The organism is Brevibacterium mcbrellneri ATCC 49030 (assembly GCF_000178455.1).
Lineage (GTDB): Bacteria > Actinomycetota > Actinomycetes > Actinomycetales > Brevibacteriaceae > Brevibacterium > Brevibacterium mcbrellneri.
The window spans coordinates 12112-32872 of the sequence record NZ_ADNU01000008.1 but is presented as its reverse complement, the minus strand read 5'-3'; the positions used below and the strand labels follow the sequence as shown (position 1 = coordinate 32872).

At 57.1% G+C, this 20761-nt stretch carries 20 protein-coding genes; 4 read left to right on the top strand and 16 right to left on the bottom strand.

Annotated features, from left to right (window positions below; all coding sequences use genetic code 11):
• Positions 1-94 precede the first annotated feature (94 nt).
• The 3 genes from ispF to HMPREF0183_RS00920 form a co-directional block, all read right to left on the bottom strand.
• Complete coding sequence (gene ispF, locus HMPREF0183_RS00930; protein ID WP_005881792.1) at positions 95-577, bottom strand: 2-C-methyl-D-erythritol 2,4-cyclodiphosphate synthase; 483 nt, start codon at positions 575-577, stop codon at positions 95-97.
• Complete coding sequence (gene ispD, locus HMPREF0183_RS00925) at positions 574-1275, bottom strand: 2-C-methyl-D-erythritol 4-phosphate cytidylyltransferase (protein WP_005881790.1); 702 nt, start codon at positions 1273-1275, stop codon at positions 574-576. The genes ispF and ispD overlap by 4 nt, the downstream gene beginning before the upstream one ends.
• Before the next feature lie 76 nt (positions 1276-1351).
• Positions 1352-1834: a CarD family transcriptional regulator gene (locus HMPREF0183_RS00920; protein ID WP_040347583.1), complete on the bottom strand. Its 483-nt coding sequence runs from the start codon at positions 1832-1834 to the stop codon at positions 1352-1354.
• A gap of 233 nt (positions 1835-2067) precedes the next feature.
• Here HMPREF0183_RS00920 and HMPREF0183_RS00915 point away from each other — a divergent pair, with 233 nt between their 5' ends.
• On the top strand, positions 2068-2649 hold the full coding sequence (locus HMPREF0183_RS00915) for a hypothetical protein (protein WP_040347620.1): 582 nt from the start codon (positions 2068-2070) through the stop codon (positions 2647-2649).
• Positions 2650-2741: 92 nt separating this feature from the next.
• Here the strand turns inward: HMPREF0183_RS00915 and HMPREF0183_RS00910 are convergent, their stop codons facing one another.
• Entirely contained in the window at positions 2742-3422 is a 681-nt protein-coding gene (locus HMPREF0183_RS00910; protein WP_005881783.1) for a response regulator transcription factor, read from the bottom strand.
• Complete coding sequence (locus HMPREF0183_RS00905; RefSeq protein WP_005881782.1) at positions 3419-4651, bottom strand: sensor histidine kinase; 1233 nt, start codon at positions 4649-4651, stop codon at positions 3419-3421. The genes HMPREF0183_RS00910 and HMPREF0183_RS00905 overlap by 4 nt, the downstream gene beginning before the upstream one ends.
• A 167-nt stretch (positions 4652-4818) precedes the next feature.
• On the opposite strand from HMPREF0183_RS00905, the gene phoU reads away from it, so the two are divergent.
• The gene (gene phoU / locus HMPREF0183_RS00900) at positions 4819-5484 is read left to right on the top strand and encodes a phosphate signaling complex protein PhoU (protein ID WP_040347577.1); all 666 of its coding nucleotides are present in this window, start codon (positions 4819-4821) and stop codon (positions 5482-5484) included.
• Between the two features lie 95 nt (positions 5485-5579).
• Here the strand turns inward: phoU and HMPREF0183_RS00895 are convergent, their stop codons facing one another.
• Genes HMPREF0183_RS00895 through HMPREF0183_RS00875 form a run of 5 tightly spaced genes read right to left on the bottom strand, consistent with a single transcriptional unit; the run spans position 5580 to position 9511 of the window.
• Positions 5580-6323 (bottom strand): phosphoglyceromutase, encoded by a 744-nt coding sequence (locus HMPREF0183_RS00895; protein WP_005881778.1) that lies wholly within the window; start codon positions 6321-6323, stop codon positions 5580-5582.
• A 23-nt stretch (positions 6324-6346) separates the two neighbouring features.
• Positions 6347-6859 carry a type III secretion system chaperone family protein gene (locus tag HMPREF0183_RS00890; protein ID WP_005881776.1) on the bottom strand — a complete coding sequence of 171 codons (513 nt, stop codon included), beginning with the start codon at positions 6857-6859 and terminating at the stop codon, positions 6347-6349.
• A gap of 10 nt (positions 6860-6869) precedes the next feature.
• A complete protein-coding gene (locus tag HMPREF0183_RS00885; protein WP_005881774.1) occupies positions 6870-8036 on the bottom strand; it encodes a glycosyltransferase in 1167 nt (388 codons plus the stop codon).
• A gap of 24 nt (positions 8037-8060) precedes the next feature.
• A complete protein-coding gene (locus tag HMPREF0183_RS00880) occupies positions 8061-8375 on the bottom strand; it encodes a DUF2516 family protein (RefSeq protein WP_005881772.1) in 315 nt (104 codons plus the stop codon).
• Positions 8376-8392: 17 nt separating this feature from the next.
• On the bottom strand, positions 8393-9511 hold the full coding sequence (locus HMPREF0183_RS00875; RefSeq protein ID WP_005881770.1) for an FUSC family protein: 1119 nt from the start codon (positions 9509-9511) through the stop codon (positions 8393-8395).
• 91 nt (positions 9512-9602) lie between these two features.
• Between HMPREF0183_RS00875 and pepN the strand changes: the two genes are divergently transcribed.
• Together pepN and HMPREF0183_RS00865 are read left to right on the top strand one after the other, a co-directional pair.
• Positions 9603-12230, top strand: a complete 2628-nt coding sequence (gene pepN, locus HMPREF0183_RS00870; protein WP_005881768.1) for an aminopeptidase N — start codon at positions 9603-9605, stop codon at positions 12228-12230.
• 73 nt (positions 12231-12303) lie between these two features.
• Positions 12304-13296: a bile acid:sodium symporter family protein gene (locus HMPREF0183_RS00865; RefSeq protein WP_040347575.1), complete on the top strand. Its 993-nt coding sequence runs from the start codon at positions 12304-12306 to the stop codon at positions 13294-13296.
• Here HMPREF0183_RS00865 and HMPREF0183_RS00860 read toward each other — a convergent pair.
• The 6 genes from HMPREF0183_RS00860 to ygfZ all read right to left on the bottom strand — a co-directional run bounded on the left by HMPREF0183_RS00860 (position 13293) and on the right by ygfZ (position 20758).
• Complete coding sequence (locus tag HMPREF0183_RS00860) at positions 13293-14183, bottom strand: siderophore-interacting protein (protein ID WP_005881764.1); 891 nt, start codon at positions 14181-14183, stop codon at positions 13293-13295. The two genes, HMPREF0183_RS00865 and HMPREF0183_RS00860, sit on opposite strands and share 4 nt — an antisense overlap.
• 2 nt (positions 14184-14185) lie before the next feature.
• Positions 14186-16294 carry an iron ABC transporter permease gene (locus HMPREF0183_RS00855; protein ID WP_083801405.1) on the bottom strand — a complete coding sequence of 703 codons (2109 nt, stop codon included), beginning with the start codon at positions 16292-16294 and terminating at the stop codon, positions 14186-14188.
• A 28-nt stretch (positions 16295-16322) separates the two neighbouring features.
• Positions 16323-17297 (bottom strand): ABC transporter substrate-binding protein, encoded by a 975-nt coding sequence (locus HMPREF0183_RS00850; RefSeq protein WP_005881760.1) that lies wholly within the window; start codon positions 17295-17297, stop codon positions 16323-16325.
• A 52-nt stretch (positions 17298-17349) separates the two neighbouring features.
• The gene (locus HMPREF0183_RS00845) at positions 17350-18105 is read right to left on the bottom strand and encodes an ABC transporter ATP-binding protein (RefSeq protein WP_005881758.1); all 756 of its coding nucleotides are present in this window, start codon (positions 18103-18105) and stop codon (positions 17350-17352) included.
• A gap of 210 nt (positions 18106-18315) precedes the next feature.
• The gene (gabT, locus tag HMPREF0183_RS00840) at positions 18316-19680 is read right to left on the bottom strand and encodes a 4-aminobutyrate--2-oxoglutarate transaminase (RefSeq protein WP_005881756.1); all 1365 of its coding nucleotides are present in this window, start codon (positions 19678-19680) and stop codon (positions 18316-18318) included.
• A 43-nt stretch (positions 19681-19723) separates the two neighbouring features.
• Positions 19724-20758 (bottom strand): CAF17-like 4Fe-4S cluster assembly/insertion protein YgfZ, encoded by a 1035-nt coding sequence (ygfZ, locus tag HMPREF0183_RS00835; RefSeq protein WP_005881753.1) that lies wholly within the window; start codon positions 20756-20758, stop codon positions 19724-19726.
• Positions 20759-20761: the final 3 nt, after the last annotated feature.

The following is a 20761-nucleotide window of genomic DNA, read 5'->3' as shown; positions in this document are numbered from 1 at the left end:
TTACGCTTTCTTTACACCCGGCAGGAAATTCTTTACACGCTCTTAATGAAGTGCTCTTTAGGGCAACACGGCCCCGCAGGGATCAAATAGGGAATTACTGCGTTCGGTACACCAGGGCGGTAGCAATGGCAGCCACGCCTTCACCTCGGCCGGTTAATCCCAAGCGGTCAGTCGTTGTCCCGGAAACATGAACGGTTGCCCCTGCGGCTTCGCTGAGCACGCGTTGCGCTTCGTCGCGCCGCGTACCGATTTTGGGTCGGTTGCACACCGCTTGCACGCTGATGTTGCCAATCTCAAAACCAGCCTGACGCACAATTCGCGCAGCTTCGCGCAAAAGAGCACATCCGCTGGCGCCGGCAAATTCGGGGCGGTCCGTGCCAAAGTGTGCGCCCAAGTCACCAACGCCGGCTGCAGAAAAGATGGCGTCGCAACACGCGTGAGCTACCGCGTCGGAGTCGGAGTGCCCTTCCAGCCCCACGACGCCTTCCCACAGGAGTCCCGCCAACCACATGGGCCGGTCTGGGTTGTCGCTTACTGCGTGGACGTCTACACCGATTCCTACCTGGGGCACAATCACGAGTTTTCCTTCCGTTGGCACAGCATCCGCGCAAGTTCAAGATCCAGCGGGTGGGTGATCTTGAACGCCTCGTGAGATCCCTCGACACCCACTGCGGGGATACCCATAGCCTCAAGCAGGCTGGCGTCGTCGGTCACGTTCGTTGTCGCGTCACGTTCGAAGCGTTCATGTGCATCCGCCAGATCTTTAAACGCGAAACCTTGCGGGGTCTGCACGGCCCGCAACCAGGCTCGCTCAACTGGGGCGCTTAAGCCGGCCACGTCCTCGGGCTGTTGCGACGAAAGTGTTCGTACAGTGTCAGAAACAGGGAGAACCGGGACCACGTTCCGATGCCCGGCACGGAGTGCTGTAAGCACACGGTCAAACACCCGCCGAGGTGTCAGCGGCCTGGCAGCGTCATGTACCAGGGCGTAGCTGGGATTGCCCTCGATAGAGGCAAGTGCGTTCCGGACTGACTCCGTGCGTTCAGAACCCCCGACTACGGTATGAACGTTGGGCTGGGCACGGAACAGATCTTGGGTGCGTGCTTCAAGGTCGCGTGGCACAGCGATGACGACCCGGTGGACTCCCACGTCAAGAGCTCCGGCAACGGCACGCTCAAGCAGGGTTTGTCCTTCCAGCGGAACAAACGCTTTAGGGGTTCCTAATCCCAGTCGTGTCCCAGATCCTGCCGCTGGAATAATCGCCACCGTCTCCATAACCGCAACTTTAGTCCACGCACGCACACAAAAAATGGGGGTGACTTCACGTCACCCCCATTTGCTTCTTCGAAAACTATGAAGCGAGAACCTTTTCCAGCATTTCCTCTGCTTCGGTTTCCTCTTTTTCTTCTGCCAAAGCAAGTTCTGAAACAAGCACCTGGCGTGCCTTTGCCAGCATGCGCTTCTCACCGGTGGAAAGACCTCGGTCCTGTTCCCGACGCCACAGATCGCGTACGACCTCGGCAACCTTGATAACGTCACCAGACTGGAACTTCTCCAGATTCGCCTTGTAGCGACGCGACCAGTTAGTTGGTTCTTCTGTCACTTCAGCGCGCAAAACCTGGAAAACCTTTTCCAAACCTTCTTCGCCCACAACATCGCGGACACCCACAAGGTCACAATTTTCAGCGGGGACTTCAATCGTTAGGTCGCCGTGTGAGACCTGCAACTTCAGGTAAAGTTTGTCTTCGCCCTTGATCGTGCGAGTCTTAATTTCTTGGATTGTCGCCGCTCCGTGGTGCGGATAAACAACAGTGTCGCCGACCTGAAAACTCATCTTATTTTTTCCCCTTTCGCGGACTTCCAGTTTAGCATGCTCCACAACACAGCCGCGAAGCGGCGTCCGAAATGCGCGACAACGCAGCGATCCTGTGATATGTGCTTCGCAGGCAACTGGGCCCTGAAGTGAGACGAAAGTAGGACCACAGTTTCTACGCGCGAAGAAAAGCAGGTAACATACACGGTGTTCCTTAAGATTTTGTTGCGTACCACTTTGAGGAGTATGTGAACGTGAAATGGCTAACCCGCGCAGCTGTTGCAGCCGCAGCGATTGCCCTTGTTGTCCCTGTCAGCGGTTGCGCGGCTCTGTTGTCGAACCAGCAGACTCACAATTACGTCTACCACGGCGGAGACGGCGCATGGGCGTCCCTTGGCGGAGTCGACTTCCGTGGCATTCTGCTGATTGCCAACGAGGACAACACGGAAGCCCAGCTGTTCTACACAATCGTTAACAACTCCCAAGGCCCAGCAACGGTCACGGTCAAGGTTGGCGACTACCAGAAGCAGATCAAGCTCGCAAAGGGCGAGAAGATCGTTCAGAACCCACAGTCGCCTGGCTTCGACGGCGAAGAAGCTCTTGTCAAGGGGCTCAGCGCACAGGTTGGCGAACAGGTCGACGTTGAAGTGACCGCAAACAACATGGACAAGACTGTGCGCGCACAGTTGCTCAACGCTGACCACTGGTACTACGAAGACGCTCAGCCTAAAGGAAGCTCAACCTCCACACCCACCGAAAGTGCGAGCGAAACACCTACTGAAGGCGCTACCGAAGGTGAAGCAACCCCTACACCTGAAGAAACTGAAGGACAGTAAGCCACAGTAAATTTCGCTCCAGTAGGGCACAAAACGTACATTCCAGTGGCCTAGGCTAAGGCAATTACTGCCTCACCTAGGCCACTGGTGTTTTATGCTTCGAATTTGTACCCCAAGCCACGCACTGTCACCAGCAACTTTGGCTCAGATGGGGTTTCCTCGATCTTGGCACGCAAACGCTTGACGTGAACATCCAAGGTCTTGGTGTCACCCACGTAGTCCTGCCCCCAGATACGGTCGATGAGCTGGCCACGTGTCATCACACGGCCAGCATTCCGTACCAGCATTTCAAGGAGCTCAAACTCTTTGAGTGGCAGTGCAAGCTCGGATCCACGAACGCTTGCCACGTGACGCTCAACGTCGATCCGCACTCCCCCAGCTTCAAGAACGCCGTCGTCAATGTCGGAAGACTCAGTATTGCGACGCATGACAGCCCGAATTCGTGCGAGTAGCTCACGTGATGAGTACGGCTTAGTCACATAGTCATCTGCCCCGAGTTCCAGACCCACAACCTTGTCGATTTCTGAGTCTTTAGCCGTCAGCATGATGATCGGAACCTTGGACTTAGCGCGCAACTGGCGGCACACCTCGGTCCCGGAGGCCCCAGGCAACATGAGGTCCAGAAGAACCAGATCAGCACCGTGAGAATCAAACTCCGCAAGAGCCTGCAGACCGTCCGCGGCAACTGTCACGTCATAACCCTCTTTACCCAACAGGTACGCAAGTGGGTCCGAAATTGACTCTTCGTCTTCGACGAGCAGAATCCGCGTCACGACTTCTCCTTCTGTGTCTGCTGTTGTGCCTGAGCGACCGTCAACGGCTGACCGCTGGAGTCGCTCAGCAAGATCCCCTCTTGTTGTGCCTGAGACAAATCGGCCTCAGGGTGAGCAAGAGGTAAAACAATAGTAAACGTGGATCCTTGATCCAGCTTCGACCATACGCGAACTTCACCGCCGTGCGTAGCCACGATGTGCTTCACAATGCTCAAGCCCAACCCTGTTCCGCCTGTCATACGTGAACGCGCGGGGTCCACCCGGTAGAAGCGTTCAAAAACACGCTGAGTGTCCTCGGTTGACAGTCCTATTCCCTGGTCGGTCACCGAGATCGTGACGTTTCCACCATCTTCTTTTGCTCCCACACCCACTTTCGTACCGTCGTTGGAGTAGCTAATGGCGTTGTCGATGAGGTTGCGCACGGCGTTCACTAGCAAATCGTGGCTGCCCAGCACAGTCCAGTCACCAGTCGGGACCATGTCGATCGAAATGTTTTTCGCTTCAGCGCGCGTCTTCGCCCGGTCAACGGCTTCTTCAATCACCTTGGCAATACTCACGTCTTCGGTAGCACCTGGGGCCTCGTGATCTTGGACGCGTGAAAGGTCAATGATTTCCTGAACCAGCTGAGTGAGTCGTTTGGATTCCTTCTGAATGCGACCCCCAAACCGGGCAACCGCCTCGGGATCATCCGCACAGTCCGTAACCGCCTCGGCCAGCAAAGACAGGGCACCCACGGGAGTTTTCAATTCGTGGGACACATTCGCAACGAAATCACGGCGCACCTCGTGAACCCGCTTAGCTTCAGTCTGGTCATCGGCCAGCACTAAAACATACGCAGACCCCAACGGTGCCACTCGCGCGTGAAGATGACGCACAAAAGCGCGATCGCCCCCGCGCTCCTTTTTGAAGTTCACTTCTTCGATCAGCCCGCGGGCACGCACCCGAACAACGACTTCGAGAAGCTCAGGCGAAGACAAGGAGTGACCACGCACAAGACCATACGTGTACGCGGCAGGAGACGCCTTGACAACATCGTCACCAGCGTCAACAACGATGGCCGCAGAAGGCAGAACCGCAAGCACTTCTGCAATACCTTCAGGAAGTTCCTCATCGGAGTGAAGATCAGCACTATTGCGGCTTTTTTCCGACAGGCGGAACGCCAAAATCCCGGAAATACCTAGCCCCAGACCCACTACACCGGTCAAAAGGGAAATAATCAACACGTCCACGTTGTTAGCCTAGTAGTACGTTCACCCTGGTATCGCACCGGCACCGAAATTGTGCGCACTTGTCAGCATGAATTCACCTTGGTGTCAGTGGTCGTTTACTGACAGGTGGGAACGTAAAACAGTCCATGCCCTTTGGCATGCCCGCGACTTACTCTGAAAGGACCGCAATGCGCGAAGTCTTTACCAAAGAACTTGAAGCACTTGCTGATGGTCTAGTTGACCTCGGAAAACTGGCTGTTGAAGCTATCAAACAGTCCAACAAGGCCCTTACTACCAATGACCTCCAGCTCGCTGAACAGGTCATCACTGACGACGCGCAGGTCAACGCAAACCAGGTCGAGATCGACCGTCGCGCAGTCGAGATTCTGGCGCTCCAGGCACCGGTTGCCGCCGACCTCCGCATTGTTGTTGCAGCCCTGAAGATGAGCGTCGCGCTTGAGCGCATGGGTGACCTGGCTCGCCACATTTCTGCGCTGGTTCGCATCCGCTACCCAGAACACGCTGTTCCAGAAGCTTTTGAACGTATTTTCACCCGCATGGGTTCGGTTGCTGAACGCATTGGTGAAGGAATGGTCGAGCTTCTTTCAACACCAGGTCTTGCAGCCGTTCCAATGATTTCGGCCTTGGACGAAGAGCTTGACACACTCCACCTGGAAGTATTCACCGTAATCGCTTCACTGAGCGCCGACCAGATCACCCCCAGCCAGATCGCTGACGTGACTCTGCTGGCCCGCTACTACGAGCGCTTCGGTGACCAGGCTGTCAACGTTGCTCAGCGCGTTGACTACATGCTGTCTGGAAACCTGGACTCTGACGCTTCTTCAGCGGAGTAACAACACTCCGTAGTTGCACTCAAACGTGCGCTGAAACAACGATGGCCCGCCAGTTTATCTGGCGGGCCATCGTGCGTCCGGTTTACTTCCCCGGCTTACTTCCCTTGGTTCGCGACCGCTGCAGCAGCTTCCTTCGCGGCTTCAGGGTCAAGGTATGTGCCACCGCGCTTGACTGGCGCGAAGTGTTCGTCCAGCTCGTAGTGCAGTGGAATTCCTGTTGGAATGTTCAGCCCGGCAATGTCTTCATCGCTGATTCCGTCGAGGTGCTTCACCAGCGCGCGCAGCGAGTTGCCGTGCGCTGTGGCCAGAACAGTCTTGCCGTCGCGCAGGTCAGGGATTACGGAGTCATACCAGTACGGCAACAGACGCGCGATCACGTCTTTGAGACATTCGGTGCGTGGAATCGAGTCACCTAGGTTGGCGTAACGGGCATCGCCTGCCTGCGACCATTCACTGGCGTCATCCAGCTCAGGTGGTGGCGTGTCAAAGGAACGACGCCACGTCATGAACTGTTCTTCGCCGTATTCGTCGCGAATTTCCTTTTTGTTCTTGCCCTGCAGTGCACCGTAGTGGCGTTCGTTGAGGCGCCATGAACGTTTCACGTCGATCCAGTGGCGGTCAGCCGCGTTGAGTGCGAGGTTAGCGGTGACGATCGCCCGGCGCAGGCGCGAGGTGTGGAGAACGTCGGGGAGAAGACCGGCTTCCGTGAGCAGTTCTCCTGCCCGTGCCGCTTCAGTGCGTCCTTGTTCGGTGAGAGGGACGTCGACCCATCCGGTGAAGAGGTTTTTCTGGTTCCATTCGCTCTGGCCGTGGCGCAGGAGCACAAGATTGTACGTCATGCTTCTATTCTGTCATGCAGACGTCATTCTGACATGCGGGTGTCGCTCTTCTGAGCGTCCGGGTCCAGGATTTTCCTAAACGCTTCGAGGTTGCGGGTGGATTCGCCACGCGAAACCCGCCATTCCCACTCCTTCTTCATGGACGTGATGAACCCGCGCACCAGCAGTTCGTTAAAAGAGGAGTCCGCAACGGTGAGAAACTCCCCCATGAGCCGGTCGATGAGGTCTTCGGTGACCGCTTCCCGGGGAATAGCTGCGCGTAGGTAGACATCGCCGAGGTGGTCGACCGCGAACGCTGTCATGGACAGTTCCAGGTTCTTCCGCAGGAGGTACGTGGCGAAGGTGAGGTGGTTTTCGTCGGGGCGGCGGATGATGAAGGCTTGGCAGTCGAGGCTGTGGTGGCTTTCTTTGACCGATACCGCTGTTTTGAGTTTCTTTTCTCCCGGTAGGACCACAACAGCGTGGTGGTCGTTCACCACGTCGATCTCAACGTCACTGTTTGTGGCCCACGTGTGAAGTATGTCCAGCGCTGTCATTGGTCTCCTCTCACAGCTGGTTTAACACGTTACGCACGCACGTATCCCACGTAAAGTTCTGAGCGTGTGCAACCCCGGCGTGGCCCATGCGTTCGCGTTGAGCCGGGTCCTTGAGCAGTTCAGTGATGGTGTGTGCCAACCCAACGTGGTCGCCAGGTTCGCAGAGGGCTCCGGTTTCCCCGTCGATCACCACACTAGGCAACCCTCCCACTTGGGAGGCCACCACGCACGCCCCACTGGCTGCCGCCTCGGCCGCAACGAACCCAAACGACTCCGACCGCGACGGCACAATCACCAGATCAGCCCGGCGGTACCACATGACGAGTTCATGCGGTGGGACCGGTGGGGTGATGTCGACACAGTCAGCCACGCCCAGCTCAGTGGCGAGGTGCTCAAAGTCCTGGGTGTCTGGTCCCCCGGAGCCGCCGCCCAAGAACTCCACACGCACATTCATCTCGGCCTTCCGTAGTTCGGCGAGCGCGCGCATCATGACATCAGTGCCTTTGATGTATTGCATGCGGCCTACGCACACCAGGGTGTAGGAGGTGGCCGGTGGGGCGGACATATCAATCTCCCCCGTTTCGCCAGGCGTGAAAATCTGGTGGTTGACCCCAGGCTGCGCCGCGACGATGCGCGCACGCGGGTCCAGCAGTTCACGCATAGCAGCAGCTTCCAGCGGCGTGTTTGCCACCAGCATGTGCGCGTCACGAGCGATCTGTTTTTCAGCTTCCAAACGCTCAACAGGTTCAAGGAACGTCCCGGTGTCACGGTCTTTTACGGCACCTATCGTGTGGAAGCTCACCACGACCGGCCTGCGCGAACTGTCAATGTCATTGCTGATCAGAGCCGTTTTTGCTGAAATCCAGTAGTGAGCCCACACAACGTCAGCGTCGCGGTACTCCGGGATATGCACCAGTCGTGACGCCAGCTCATCCATGTATTGCGGAAGATCGTCCTTACCTGTTGCATTCACACGCAAGTGACGCACCTCAATGTTGTCCTGCGTGACGCTGTCTGGTCCGGCCCATGCGGGGTCGGCGGTGAAGATTGTCACCTGGTGGCCGAGGTCGTTTAAGACTCGGGCGGTGTTCGTCACGTAGACGTTGAGACCCCCTGCATCACCCTGGCCGGGCTGAGCAAGTGGGGACGTGTGAAGAGAGAGGATAGCAACGCGCACGCTTGAAGTGTATCTGGCCGGGTGTCAGCGTCCTCGGTATCGAGGGTCCACTGCACGTAGAGCTTTACGGACATCGGCAAAGTACACACCGGCGGCCACGATCCCCAAAAGAGTGACAAACGGGACCCGAAAGTGCATGGGCGGCAGAGCAACAAAAGCCAAGGCTGACGCAACCCCCAGAATTGCTGACCAGAACACGCGGGAACGTTTACCGGCCGCGTCGTACACCTCTTGGGAGTACCGCAAAGAGTCGATGAACGCGAACAGCTGAAATACGAACGCTGCTACGTTGAGGAGCAGGAAAATGAACGACTGAAGATTGCCGAATGCCTCAAGCATGCTTGCCAGTTTACCTTTTACTCGTCGAGCTCGGGCAGTACATCATTCGCCGCGTCTTCGGTCATACCTGCTGCAGACATAAGATCGTTCGCAAGAGGACGCAACAACAACACGAGAGTCTCATCATGCCGGTCGGTCACAAAGTCAGCTTTTGGACTCAACGTGCGGGCGACCTCGGCGAGGAACATTTCAGCAGGCACGCGCGATGTCCCGCGTCGCAGAGCAATCCGCAACATGGCAGCGCCTTCACCCAACTGTTCGATGGGATGGGCCACCCCTGGCCGTTCAACACCGGTCGCGGCCATCGCGACCACTCGGCGGGCAATCACCCGTACCAGTCGCATTGCACGGTCCGCGTATTCGCATGCTCTGGCCAAGCGGGTGACTTCGGCTGCATACCTGCGTGAACGTGCGTTGATTCGGGTCGCTTCTTGAGACACGCTGATCGACGACCGCCACGAGTCGACGAACTCTTGGCTTTCGCGTGCCCGTTCAAGAACACGTTCAGCTAAATCAGCGTCGGCTGTGCGCAGGGCTTTTGCTGTCCCTTTGAGCAGAACCGAAATTTCGTACAGAAGATTAGCCGCCCGGTTACGCGGTCGTTTCCGCGCATCTGACGGCACGATCAACGCCATGAGGATCGCGATCACGGCCCCTACAATCGCGTCAATCGTGCGGTCAAACGGTTTCGTCGCAATCGACATGGGAACGGCCACCACATACACCGCTTGAATTGCAATTTGGTTAACGAACAAGGCACCTGAGTTCAGGATGTTCCCCACAACCAGACCCGCGAAAATGACGACCGCGATCTGCCAGATCCCAATGCCGAATAAGTGAACCAGAATTTCGCCTACGAGAACGCCTAGGGTGGCTCCCAAACCGATCTCAATTGACCTGCGCAAACGCTTATCAGCCGTAACCCCCGTTCCAATAACAGCAGCAACGGCGGCTAGGAACGGTGCAGGGTGGCCAAGCACATAGTGACAAAACGCATAGCCGCTGGTGGCTCCAATCACCACCTGCAGGATCTGGCTGGAATTCTCAAGTGCACGACGTCCACCCAAGCGGACGCGCACTCCAAGAGCACTGCTAAGACGCCTGTAAAGGGGCTTCTTCTTACTGGCCTGCGTCATTTTCACCCCTTCCTCACTCAAGTTTAATCGAGCCCTCAACACACACTAGGAAAAACATGACAAGGTGAGGAAAGCTGATAACGGAGGACATATGACCACAAATCTCAAACGAAGTGAAGCTGCCACGCGATCGGAACTTCTCACCACCCACAGTTATACGGTGCATCTCGACATCACCTCGGCACCAGACCTGAATCAAAAAACGTTCACGTCAACGTCGACAGTCGTTTTTGATGCGCACCACGAAGCAGAAACGTTCATCGACTTCATCGCAGACTCCGTGAGTGACATCACGATCAACGGGCAGTCGCTGGACCCGGCAGACAACTTCGACGGAGCACGCGTCACCTTCCCCGTCACGGCAGGTTCCAACACCCTCACCGTCACCGGCCAAGCCGTTTACTCCACCAGCGGTGAAGGTATGCACCGGTTCGTGGACCCGGCTGACGACAAAATCTACCTGTACACGCAGTACGAACCCACAGATGCCAGGCGCGTATTCGCAAACTTCGACCAGCCTGACCTCAAAGCGACGTTCACGTTCTCAGTAACAGCCCCTCACGATTTCCTCGTCCTCAACAACACCGCCCCCACGGAGTCTCAAACTTCCACCCCGGAAGCTGCCACGACCTCGGCGGACACTGCCACGACCTCGGCGGTCACCCACGAATTTGCCACCACGGAACGCATGTCCACATACATCACATGCGTGTGCGCGGGGCACTACGTGGGTGCGCACGACACCTACACCCGAGGCGACCTCACCATCTCAATGAGCGTGTACGTCCGCGCCTCCCTGGCCGAAAGCATGGACGCCGACAACATCTTCACGGTCACCAAACAGGGCCTGGACTTCTACCACGACAACTTCGAATTCCCGTACCCGTGGGGCAAGTACGACCAGATCTTTGTTCCCGAATACAACCTGGGCGCCATGGAAAACCCGGGCTTGGTGACCTTCGTCGACTCGTTCATCTACCGCGACGCCGTCACGCGCACTGAGTACGAATCGCGCGCAAACGTGATCCTGCACGAAATGGCGCACATGTGGTTCGGCGACCTGGTCACCATGAAGTGGTGGGACGACCTGTGGTTGAAGGAGTCTTTCGCCGACTACATGGCGTCGCTCGCTCTGACCACGGCAACCGAGTTCACCGACGGTTGGGTGACGTTCGCTCTGCGCCGCAAAGACTGGGCGTACCGCCAAGACCAGTACCCCACCACCCACCCCATCGTGGCCGACATCCCTGACGTCGAAGCCGCTCGTTTGAACTTCGACGGGATCACCTACGCCAAGGGAGCCTCCGTCCTCAAGCAACTGGTCGCGTTCGTGGGACTGGACGCGTTCATGGCCGGGTCCCGCGACTACTTCGCCAAGCACGCGTTTGGCAACACCACTCTGATGGACTTCCTCGACGCTCTCGAAGCACGCACTGAGGGCCGTGACGTGCGCGCCTGGGCCGACGCATGGCTCACCACCACGGGCGTGAGCGAAATCAGTGTCGACGTTGAAACCGATGACGCGGGAATCATCACCGCGGCCACCGTGTCACAGAACAACACCGGGCCCCATGTGGATCGGCCCCACACGTTTACGCTGGCCGGATTCAACCTCCAACGCGGTGCCATGCACCCAGCCGGAACGTGGAAGATCGACTTTGATGCCGCCTCGGCCCCTCTTCCAAAGCTGGTGGGCACCCAGCGGCCAGACCTCCTTCTGCCTGGCCACGGCGACGACGACTTTGCCAAAATGCGGCTGGATGAAACCTCAACGTCGCACGCTTTGCACAGTGTGACTAAGCTCCAGGATTCCCTAGACCGGGCGGTCGTGTGGTCTGCCCTGACGAACGCAATGCGCGACGGTTCGCTGAGTGTGAGCTCCTTTGTTGACGCGTACGCTCGTTCGCTGGGTCGTGAACGGCACGCTGGCATCAACGCGGGTCTGCGCATGCAGGCGCTCACAGCGATCAAATTGTGGACCACGGATGTCGAAGGCACGCTGGGGACGATCTTAGGTTCGGCTCTGGACGCGTTTGAAACCGCTGAGCCCGGCTCTGACACGCAGCTCAATTTGGCAGAAATCGTGCTCATTTTTGTCGCGCATTCTGCAACTGCTGTGGTTCCCGGTCCCGAGGTCGTTGCGGCCCGCGATTTCGCCTCGCGTATTCTGGCGTCCGGGCCCACGTTTGAGGGGTACGGCCTGAAGGTGGACAACGCGTTGAAGTGGAAGGCGCTCATTTCGCTGGTTGTTCTGGGCTGGGCTGATGAAGAAGATATTGCTGCCCAGGAGTCCCGCGACCGCACGGATTCGGGAGTCATGCAGGCTCGGACGGCACGTGCGGCACGGTCGCTTCCGGTAGCTAAGATGCGTGCGTTTGAAGCGGTCACTACGGATACGTCGCTGTCGAACAATTCGCTTTCGGCGACAATCGCTGGGCTTACGGCGCCTGTTTCCACCCCGATTCTTGAGCCGTTTGTGGACGCATTTTTTGAGCAGCTCGAGTCGTTCTGGACTACCCGGTCAAACGAGATCGCGAAACGTTTGGTGTTGGGCCTGTACCCGTCGTGGTCGACTCGCCGTGAGTATGTTGCCCAGCGGACTGACGCGTGGCTGAGCGAGCACGGCACTGCCCCTGCGGCTTTGCGCCGGCTCGTCACTGAACTGGGCGATGACATGCACCGCGCAATCCGAGTGCAGGGAGCCCAAGCGTCTCTGTGACATTTTGAACCCAGAGCGCCCACAGTGCGGACGCTTCTGTGACATACGCGACACTACGCTTAACTAAGCTGTCATGAGCACCTCAAGCATGAATCCTCAAGAGCAGCGTAGTGCCCGCGTTGCTGTCACGATTTTTCCGGCCATGGTTGTTGCGGCTGGCGTCTTCGGGTTTTTGATGCCCGAGGTCGTTACACCCATGGCTCCTTCCGTCACCTGGCTCCTGGGTGGGGTCATGTTCTTTATGGGCCTGACACTCACCGTGCCGGACTTCACGCAGATCGCGAAGAAACCGTGGATTGCGTTTGTGGGTGTTGTGGCTCAGTACTTGTTCATGCCTTTGGCTGGATGGCTTGTTGCGGTTCTTTTGGGCTTGCCTCCTGAGCTTGCTGCGGGTGTCATCTTGGTGGGGTGTGCTCCGGGTGGAACGGCCTCAAATGTGGTCACGTATTTGGCTCGTGGTGACGTTGCGCTTTCGGTGTCGGTGACCACTCTGTCTACTCTGATTGCACCGTTGGCCACTCCAGCTCTTACGCTCATGTTTGCTGGTCAGTACATGGACGTGAGTTTTTCGACGATGATGATGTCGATCGTGAAAACCGTGCTGGTTCCGGTCATTGCAGGTGTTGTCATCCGTGTCCTTGCGGACAAGTTCATCCAGAAAATCAGCCCTGTTTTGCCGTGGCTTTCGGCCTTGACGATTGCGCTCATTGTGGCGATCGTTGTGGGCGGTTCTGCGGACAAGCTGGTGGCTGCGGGCGCGACCGTCTTGCTGGCTGTCGTATTGCACAATTCGATCGGTTTGGCGCTTGGTTTCGCGACTGGTCTGGCGGTTGGCCTGTCCGCGGCTCAGCGTCGAGCGCTCACGTTTGAGGTGGGGCTCCAGAACTCCGGGTTGGCGGCGACCTTGGCTACGACCTACATTTCGCCTTTGGCCGCTCTGCCCGGCGCAGTGTTTAGCGTGTGGCACAACGTGTCTGGTGCGATCCTGGCCGCGATCTTCGCCCGCCAGCCAATTGACAACGCTCCACGTGAAAAGGAAACAGCAGAAACGGTGTCTGAGGCCTAGAGGCTCACGCCCATTCGCCAGTACCCCATAAACGAGGAGCTGTCTTTGGGTAGCCCCCGCTTCTTACGCATCTCGTGACGGAGTCGCGCAACGGTGTCGGCGTCGGCAGCAACCCACGTATATAACGCGTCCGTGTTACCGCGCCTAGCTTCGTCCCACAAAAGTACGGAGCTGTCATATGTGTCGTCAGGATCAACCTGTTTTTCGGAAGATGCGATACCGTTTTGGTCGCACCATTCTTGAACGGCGCGGTAGAGCAAATCACCACGCGTCGTACCGGTGTGCGACTCCCGCGGTAGCCAGTTCACGGTGACACCATGCGGCGCGGTGAAGCCCTGAATGTCTCCGGACGAAGGCACTTCCAGGAAAACCGCTCCACGCATCTCAGGGTCTAGGCTTTCAACGATGTTACTAATAGCGGGAACCGCAGTTTCATCTCCGGCGATGAGAACCTGAGACGCACTTCCCGGCGCCCACGCGACCCCTTCTGAGGAAGAACCAGGGGCGTCTTCCACAGGACCCACAACTGCGATGTGTGCTCCTATAGGAGCTTCCACTGCGAATGCACTCGCAGGCCCTTCAGTTCCGTGAACCACGAAGTCAACGTCAAGCTCTTTGGACATCGGACGTACTGCTTTGACGGTGTACGTGCGCAAGCAAGGCCGCACGTCTTCGGGTAGCGAACGTGCCCAGGCGAGCCAATCATCGCGTTCCACTAGCTCCTCAACGCATTCACGCGAACCCAAAACAAGCTTGATGCGTTGGTCCAGGCACGTTGTTCCGAACTGGTCGAGTTTGGGGCCGGCGAATGTGAGCCGTACAAGATTTTCTGACACCTGAGTACGAGCGGTCAGATGAACGAGAAACGGCGTATAGGACTGAGGCATAACTAGGATTCCTTTCGCATTCGAACAAGTAGCCACAAGAAGTACGGGCAACCGATGATCGCTGTGGCCAGACCTGCAGGAATCTGACCGGGAGCCACAATTGTTCGCCCCAGGGCATCGGCACACACAACGAGAACAGCGCCAATCAGCGATGCAAGAGGCAGCAGAACAGCATGGCGAGCGCCCACGATGAGACGGGCAACATGTGGAGCCACCAGACCAACAAAAGCGATCACTCCGATCGTTACGGTGGTCACGGTGACGAGTATCAGCGCGATGAGTATAAGAATGACGCGGTGCTGAACGACGTTTACTCCCAGGATTCGAGGTGTACTGTCGTCGATCTGAATGACATCTAAATCGCGAACCACATACATACACGCCGCGCTTCCTAGCACCAGGCATACCACCATAGGCAGGACCTGCGCCAGAGTGACCCCTGACGTGGATCCGGACAGCCATGTCATCGCCATTGTGCGGTTCCACGGATCAGAGACGACGATCAGACAGGTGGTGAGCGCCTGGGTAGCTGTAGCGATTCCAATACCTGTAACAACCATGCGCGCCTGGTCGAAACCACCTCGGCCCGCTAAACCGAAAAGCAGTAACCCCACCACCAGCGCACTCAGCCCCGCCCAGACTATTAAGGTCGCAAAGTCGCTCTTGTGGAGCACTGTCAGTGCGAATACAGCACCCAAACCTGCTCCACCGGAAACGCCCAAAACGCCCGGATCGGCAAGCGGATTTCGTGTCGTCCCCTGCAAAACGACACCCGCAAGAGCAAGGCATGCACCGGCGAGACATGCGACGAAAACCCGTGGAATGCGTGATTCCAACACGATCTCCACCTGTGGAGGGGCGATGTTGTTCAGGTAGTTCACCACGTCGCCGGTGAACAGAACGGTGTCGCCTACGAGGATCGCACCACCCACACACAGGGCTAACACAATGGCAGAAGCGCCGATAATGACACGCGGTCGATCGAACCCCAGCTTTGTACCGTTCTTCATTGTCACCAGGGAGTCGGAATCAAATCCAGACTTGACTCCTTGCGCCAACACGATGAGGAAGATCGCCCCAATAATCGATGTCACAATGCCAGTGGGGATCGACACAGAGTCGCTTCCGGGGATCACCGCTCTGAGTATCACGTCGGAGCCCACCACCAGGATGACTCCAACAACCATGGACATGAGGAACATACTGCGAGCGTGGCTCAGCTCCGCGACCCAGCGCGCAGCAATACGTGTGAGCGCGGGAGCACACAGCCCAACAAAGGCAATCGGCCCGGCCACTGTGACAGCGCTTGCCGCAAGGAGTACTGACAGGACAACGAAGGTTGTTCGCCAAACTGCAACGTTGACACCTAAGCTCGACGCCGCATCATCGCCTAGATGCATCACGTCGAGTTTGTGGCCTGTCAAAAAGACCGCAACAAGCACCGCACCAACGACTACGGCAAGCTGAAGGACACCTCCCATACCAATTTGTCCCAGCGATCCTGAACCCCACGCCACCAGGCTCTGCGTCTCGAACGAATAGAACAACAGGAACACTGTTGTGAGCGCCGACAAGCCCATTGCTATCACGCTGCCTGCCAGAACCAAACGAACGGGCGAAGATCCTCGCGAAAGAGCGACTACTACGCCTGCGGCGATGAGCCCACCTATGAACGCGACTGCTGTTCCCGAAACAAATGACAGCGTCACGCCGCTAACGGCGACCACGGTCAAAGACAAGTACGCTCCAGCATTGACCGCGAGAGTGTCAGGTGATGCCAAAGCATTTCGGGTGAGTAACTGCATAAGCGCACCAGCTCCACCCAGGGCAACTCCCACTACGATGCCTGCAAGCAACCTCGGGAGTCGAGAATTCAAAATGACAGTTGTGTCAAAGTCTGATCCGCGACCCGTTGCCCACTGAAGGACAGCACCGGGAGTAACGTTTGATGTCCCCTGCGTAAGGTGTATCACCGACAGAATCAGCACCAGGCCCAATACTGCAACGAGCAGGGTCGCAGAGGACGGCAGTGTGCGCGTCCAGCGTCTAGCCTCGTGCGAGTCGGTAGGCACGTCGTTACGCGTGCGAGTTGCTTTGAGTGAATGTGTCATGGGTTATGCGACGTAATGGTTGGAAGAATCAACCAGTCACTGTGTCAACGTAGAGCTTGGCCATCTGTTCGAGCGACTTGGTGCCACCGTATAGCCATACGCTGTCAGAAATCTTGTGAACTCGATTGTTTTTAACGAATCCAAGGCCTTTCCAGATGCCATTGGAGTTCAACGCCGCGATCGGGTCTTCTCCGCCCTTTTCCGCGTAGTAGAACACATGGTCATCCTCAGTCAGAGACGTCAGCCCTTCCACATCGCTATTGCTAATGCCGTAGTCCTTGTCACCACTGTCACTCCACGCGTGAGACAATCCCACGTCTTTGGCTACAACGCCCGGACCAGATCCGGGCCCATGCATGCGGAAGTCAATCGTGTTAGCCGTTTTTGTGGGGTATGTGTAGACGACGGGGGTACCTTCTTTGTTGGCATCAGCGATTTTGCGCTTACACTCCTCAACGGTGGCATCGTAGTCCTCAGCAAGCTTCTCTGCTTCAGCGTCTTTTCCAGTAAGCGTCCCGACTTTCTTCTGGTTCTCTTTAAGAAGGTCGATGAGTCCGTCGGTAGTTGCACTGTTAAATACGGCGACCGGCGCGATCTTTTCAATGGTCGCCATCTGCTTATCGGGAATCGAAGATTTGTCAGCCAGAATGAGGTCGGGTTCTAACGCGGCAATGGCGTCGACGCTCGGCTCAGTTCGGATGCCCACGTCCTTGGGGTCATTTTGCAGTGGAACAGCTGTGTCCCATTCGGCATACCCCTTGGGGTCGGCGACACCAACCGGATTGACACCAAGCGCCACAGCATATTCGGTGACCGACCATTCCAAGGTCACAACCTTTTCGGCAGGACCGTCAAGAGTTACGGTCTTTCCACGGCTGTCTGTAATCGAGACTGAGGAACCGCCTTTATCAGCCTTCGTATCTTGCGCTTCATATTTTGTGCCACAACCACTAAGCGAGAGAAGACCGACCACCGCGATCGCGAGCATTTTACGTAGACCCATCGGGTTCCTTTCGTTTGAGGTGACGCCACTTAGTACTCAGGCGTCGATGAGATTAATCCGTACTGCGAGAAGCGCGAATCCGGGGGCTTCGAGTAGTCACCCGGACTCCGTCACTGTCGTGTTCACACGTGATCTCCGTCCCGTACACGTCGCTGAGGAGATCTGAGCGCAACACGTCATGCGGCGCTCCAATACCAACAACGTGGCCCTTTGACAGCACTGCGACCGTGTCAGCGATCGCTGCTGCGTGGTTGAGGTCGTGTAGAACTACGCCCACGCACACACCGTGCTTATGCGCTAGATCGAAGAGAAGTTCAAGCAGTTCAACTTGATACTTCAGGTCAAGGTGGTTAGTAGGCTCGTCAAGCAGAAGAACTTCTGTATCTTGGGCCAAACAGCTGGCCAACCACACACGTTGTAACTGCCCGCCTGAAAGCTGTTCGAGCGGTGTGTCTGCAAGGTCTTCAACGTCCGCGAGCCTCATGGCTTCTTGAATCTTTTGGGCGCCTACTGCATCTCCTTTGCCCCACAACCCAGTGAAAGGGTGGCGGCCCAACGCTACAGCAGAACGGACACGCATACCATGTGGAGTCGCTCGCATCTGCGTGAGCATTGTCAACCGTCGCGCTAATTGCTTGCGTGACAAACCGCCTACTGTTGCGCCGTCATCAAAGCGCACGTGTCCAGAACTCGCTGGCAGGAGGCCCGAGAGGGTCCGCAACAGCGTTGACTTCCCCGACCCGTTTGGCCCTACGAGCGCAGTTACTTCACCGGCGTTCAAACGCAAATCGACGCCATGGACGACCATGTCGTTCGAGTAGCCAGCGCATATACCTACCGCCGTAAGCCCAGATGCTCTCGTTTTGTTCAGCGTCTTCAACACAACAGATAGATTAAGGCATGCCTAACCTAATTACAATATGAACTTATGTTGTTAATAGCCGTGATTCTGTGCTAGACGGAACAAAAGGCCCTGCGGTATCACTACCGCAGGGCCTTCGCTCGTTTCAGAAAACGCTTAGCTCAGCGCTTTCTCGAACGCTTCTTCCAGCACGTCGAACGCTTCGTTGAGCAGTTCGTCTGACATGGTCAGTGGTGGCAGGAAGCGCAGAACGTTTCCGAACGTACCGGTCACCAAAACCAGAACCGCGTTGTCGGCACAGTGCTTTGCAACTGCTTTAGCCAGGTTAGGGTTAGGCTCGATCGAGTCACGCTGCACCAGTTCGCACGCCTGCATCGCACCGCGTCCACGGACGTCGGCAACTTCTGGGAACTTGGACTGGAGCGCTTCCATGCGGGAGCGCATGATGTCGCCAAGCGCGCTGGCGCGTTCCAGCAGACCTTCGTTTTCGTATGATTCGATCGCACCCAGAGCGGCCGCAACAGCGGATGGGTTACCTCCATAGGTTCCACCCAGTCCACCGGCACCTACAGCGTCCATAATTTCGGCACGCCCGGTCACTGCGGACAGAGGCAGACCACCGGCAATACCCTTTGCAGTGGTGACCAGGTCAGGCTCAATGCCTTCCCATTCAGATGCGAACATCTTTCCGGTACGGCCAAAGCCAGCCTGGACTTCATCTGCGACAAAAACAATGCCATTTTCACGCGCGTAGTCCACCAAGGTTGGCAAGAAACCTTCTGCAGGAACGATGAAACCACCTTCACCCTGAATGGGTTCGATCACGATCGCGGCAACCTGGTCGGCCCCCACCTGCTTTTCGATCATGGTGATGACACGCTTGGCAGCGTCTTCACCTGAGAGCTTGGTGCCAGCGGCGTCGTTGTCGCGGAACGGGTACGACATGGGCGCGCGGTACACCTCGCCAGCAAACGGCCCAAAGCCGTGCTTGTACGGCGCAACCTTGGCGGTCATAGCCATAGTCAGGTTGGTGCGGCCGTGGTACGCGTGGTCAAACACAACCACGGCGTTGCGCTTGGTGTAGGTGCGAGCGATCTTGACCGCATTTTCAACTGCTTCAGCACCCGAGTTAAGAAGTACCGTGCGCTTGTCGAAGGACCCTGGGGTCAGCTGGTTGAGCTTTTCTGCAAGTTCAACATAGTTTTCGTACGGGTTGACCATGAAGCATGTGTGGGTGAAAGCTTCCACCTGTTCGGTCACCCGCTTGACAACGTTTTCGTTCGCGTTACCCACGTTGGTGACTGCGATTCCTGCAGCCAGGTCGATGATCTGGTTGCCGTCGATGTCCTTGAGGATTCCACCACCCGCAGCGACGATGTACGCGGGGTAACCAGAGGCGACACCCTGTGCAACGGCCTTAGTGCGCCTGGCTTCAATCTCCTTTGATTTTGGCCCGGGGATTTCAGTGACGATCTTGCGTTCTTGTGGCAGCGCTGGGCCACCCTTTTCCAATGAAGTCATACGTCAAAGATAACGCACGAACACACCACATGTTGAGGAAAATTTAGCGCCTGAGCTGAGGATTTCTCTGAACCGTAACTGTTTCCTTCTGGGTGCCCACAATAAGTTCCTGTGTGGCGCTCACGCGCGTGTTCCCGTCGTCGCTCAAAACGGCGAGTTCTGCTTCCGGATCGACCGTTCGTTTGACCAGTCCCAGCGCAATGGGACCCAGTTCGTAGTGGATCGCGGCCGAGGTGACGGCCCCCACTTGCCTTTCGGCACCTCGGGCGGGCCCTAGGATGGGGTCCCCTGGGGACACGACAGCGTGTTCCGAACCGTCCAGGTGTAAGAAGACTAGGCGCCGGGGCACTTGGCCCAGATTGTGCACACGCGCAACAGCTTCTTGCCCCCGGTAGCAGCCTTTGGCCAGGTGGACGCCGGTGCGCAGGACGTCGATTTCGCCCACGAGTGTTTTGTGGTCGCAGTCCGCCACTGCCGGACGCCATGCTTCGATGCGCAGAGCCTCCCACGCGTCACGCCCTACAATGTTGAGGCCTTCACGGTCACGGCACACGTTGAGACGGAAGTCGAACGCACTACCTGGGTGGTCTTTGACCGCTACGTAGCTAGTGCCACCCGGAGTGATATTGGGCCACGGATCAATCCATTGGATAACTGGTTCAAGGTTTTCCACCTCGCCGTTTGAACCCACAACCGTGTACTCGTCGCTGACGTCGCGAATGTCTACCCGCATCATGAATTTCATGGATTCGAGAAACTCTTGCAACGGTTTGCCGTCGCCGTCTATGAGCAACCACACGCAGTCATCTGCCACGTACACGTACGCCCAGTGTTCAATGTGGCCGGTGGGCGAAAGAACCAGCGTTTCCGTTGAAGTTCCTGGCTGTGCCACATCGAGTTTCTGCGTGGTCAGCGAATTGAGCCATGTTAAAGAGTCTGGGCCAGTAAGCGTCAGGATCGACATGGATGAGAGGTCAGCGACAGCTTTTAGGTCAGCGAGCGCGCGCTGTTCACGTAACGGTGAACCCAGGTGTGCAATTTCAGACGATCGGTAGCCGGTGCCGTATACCGCGCTCATTGA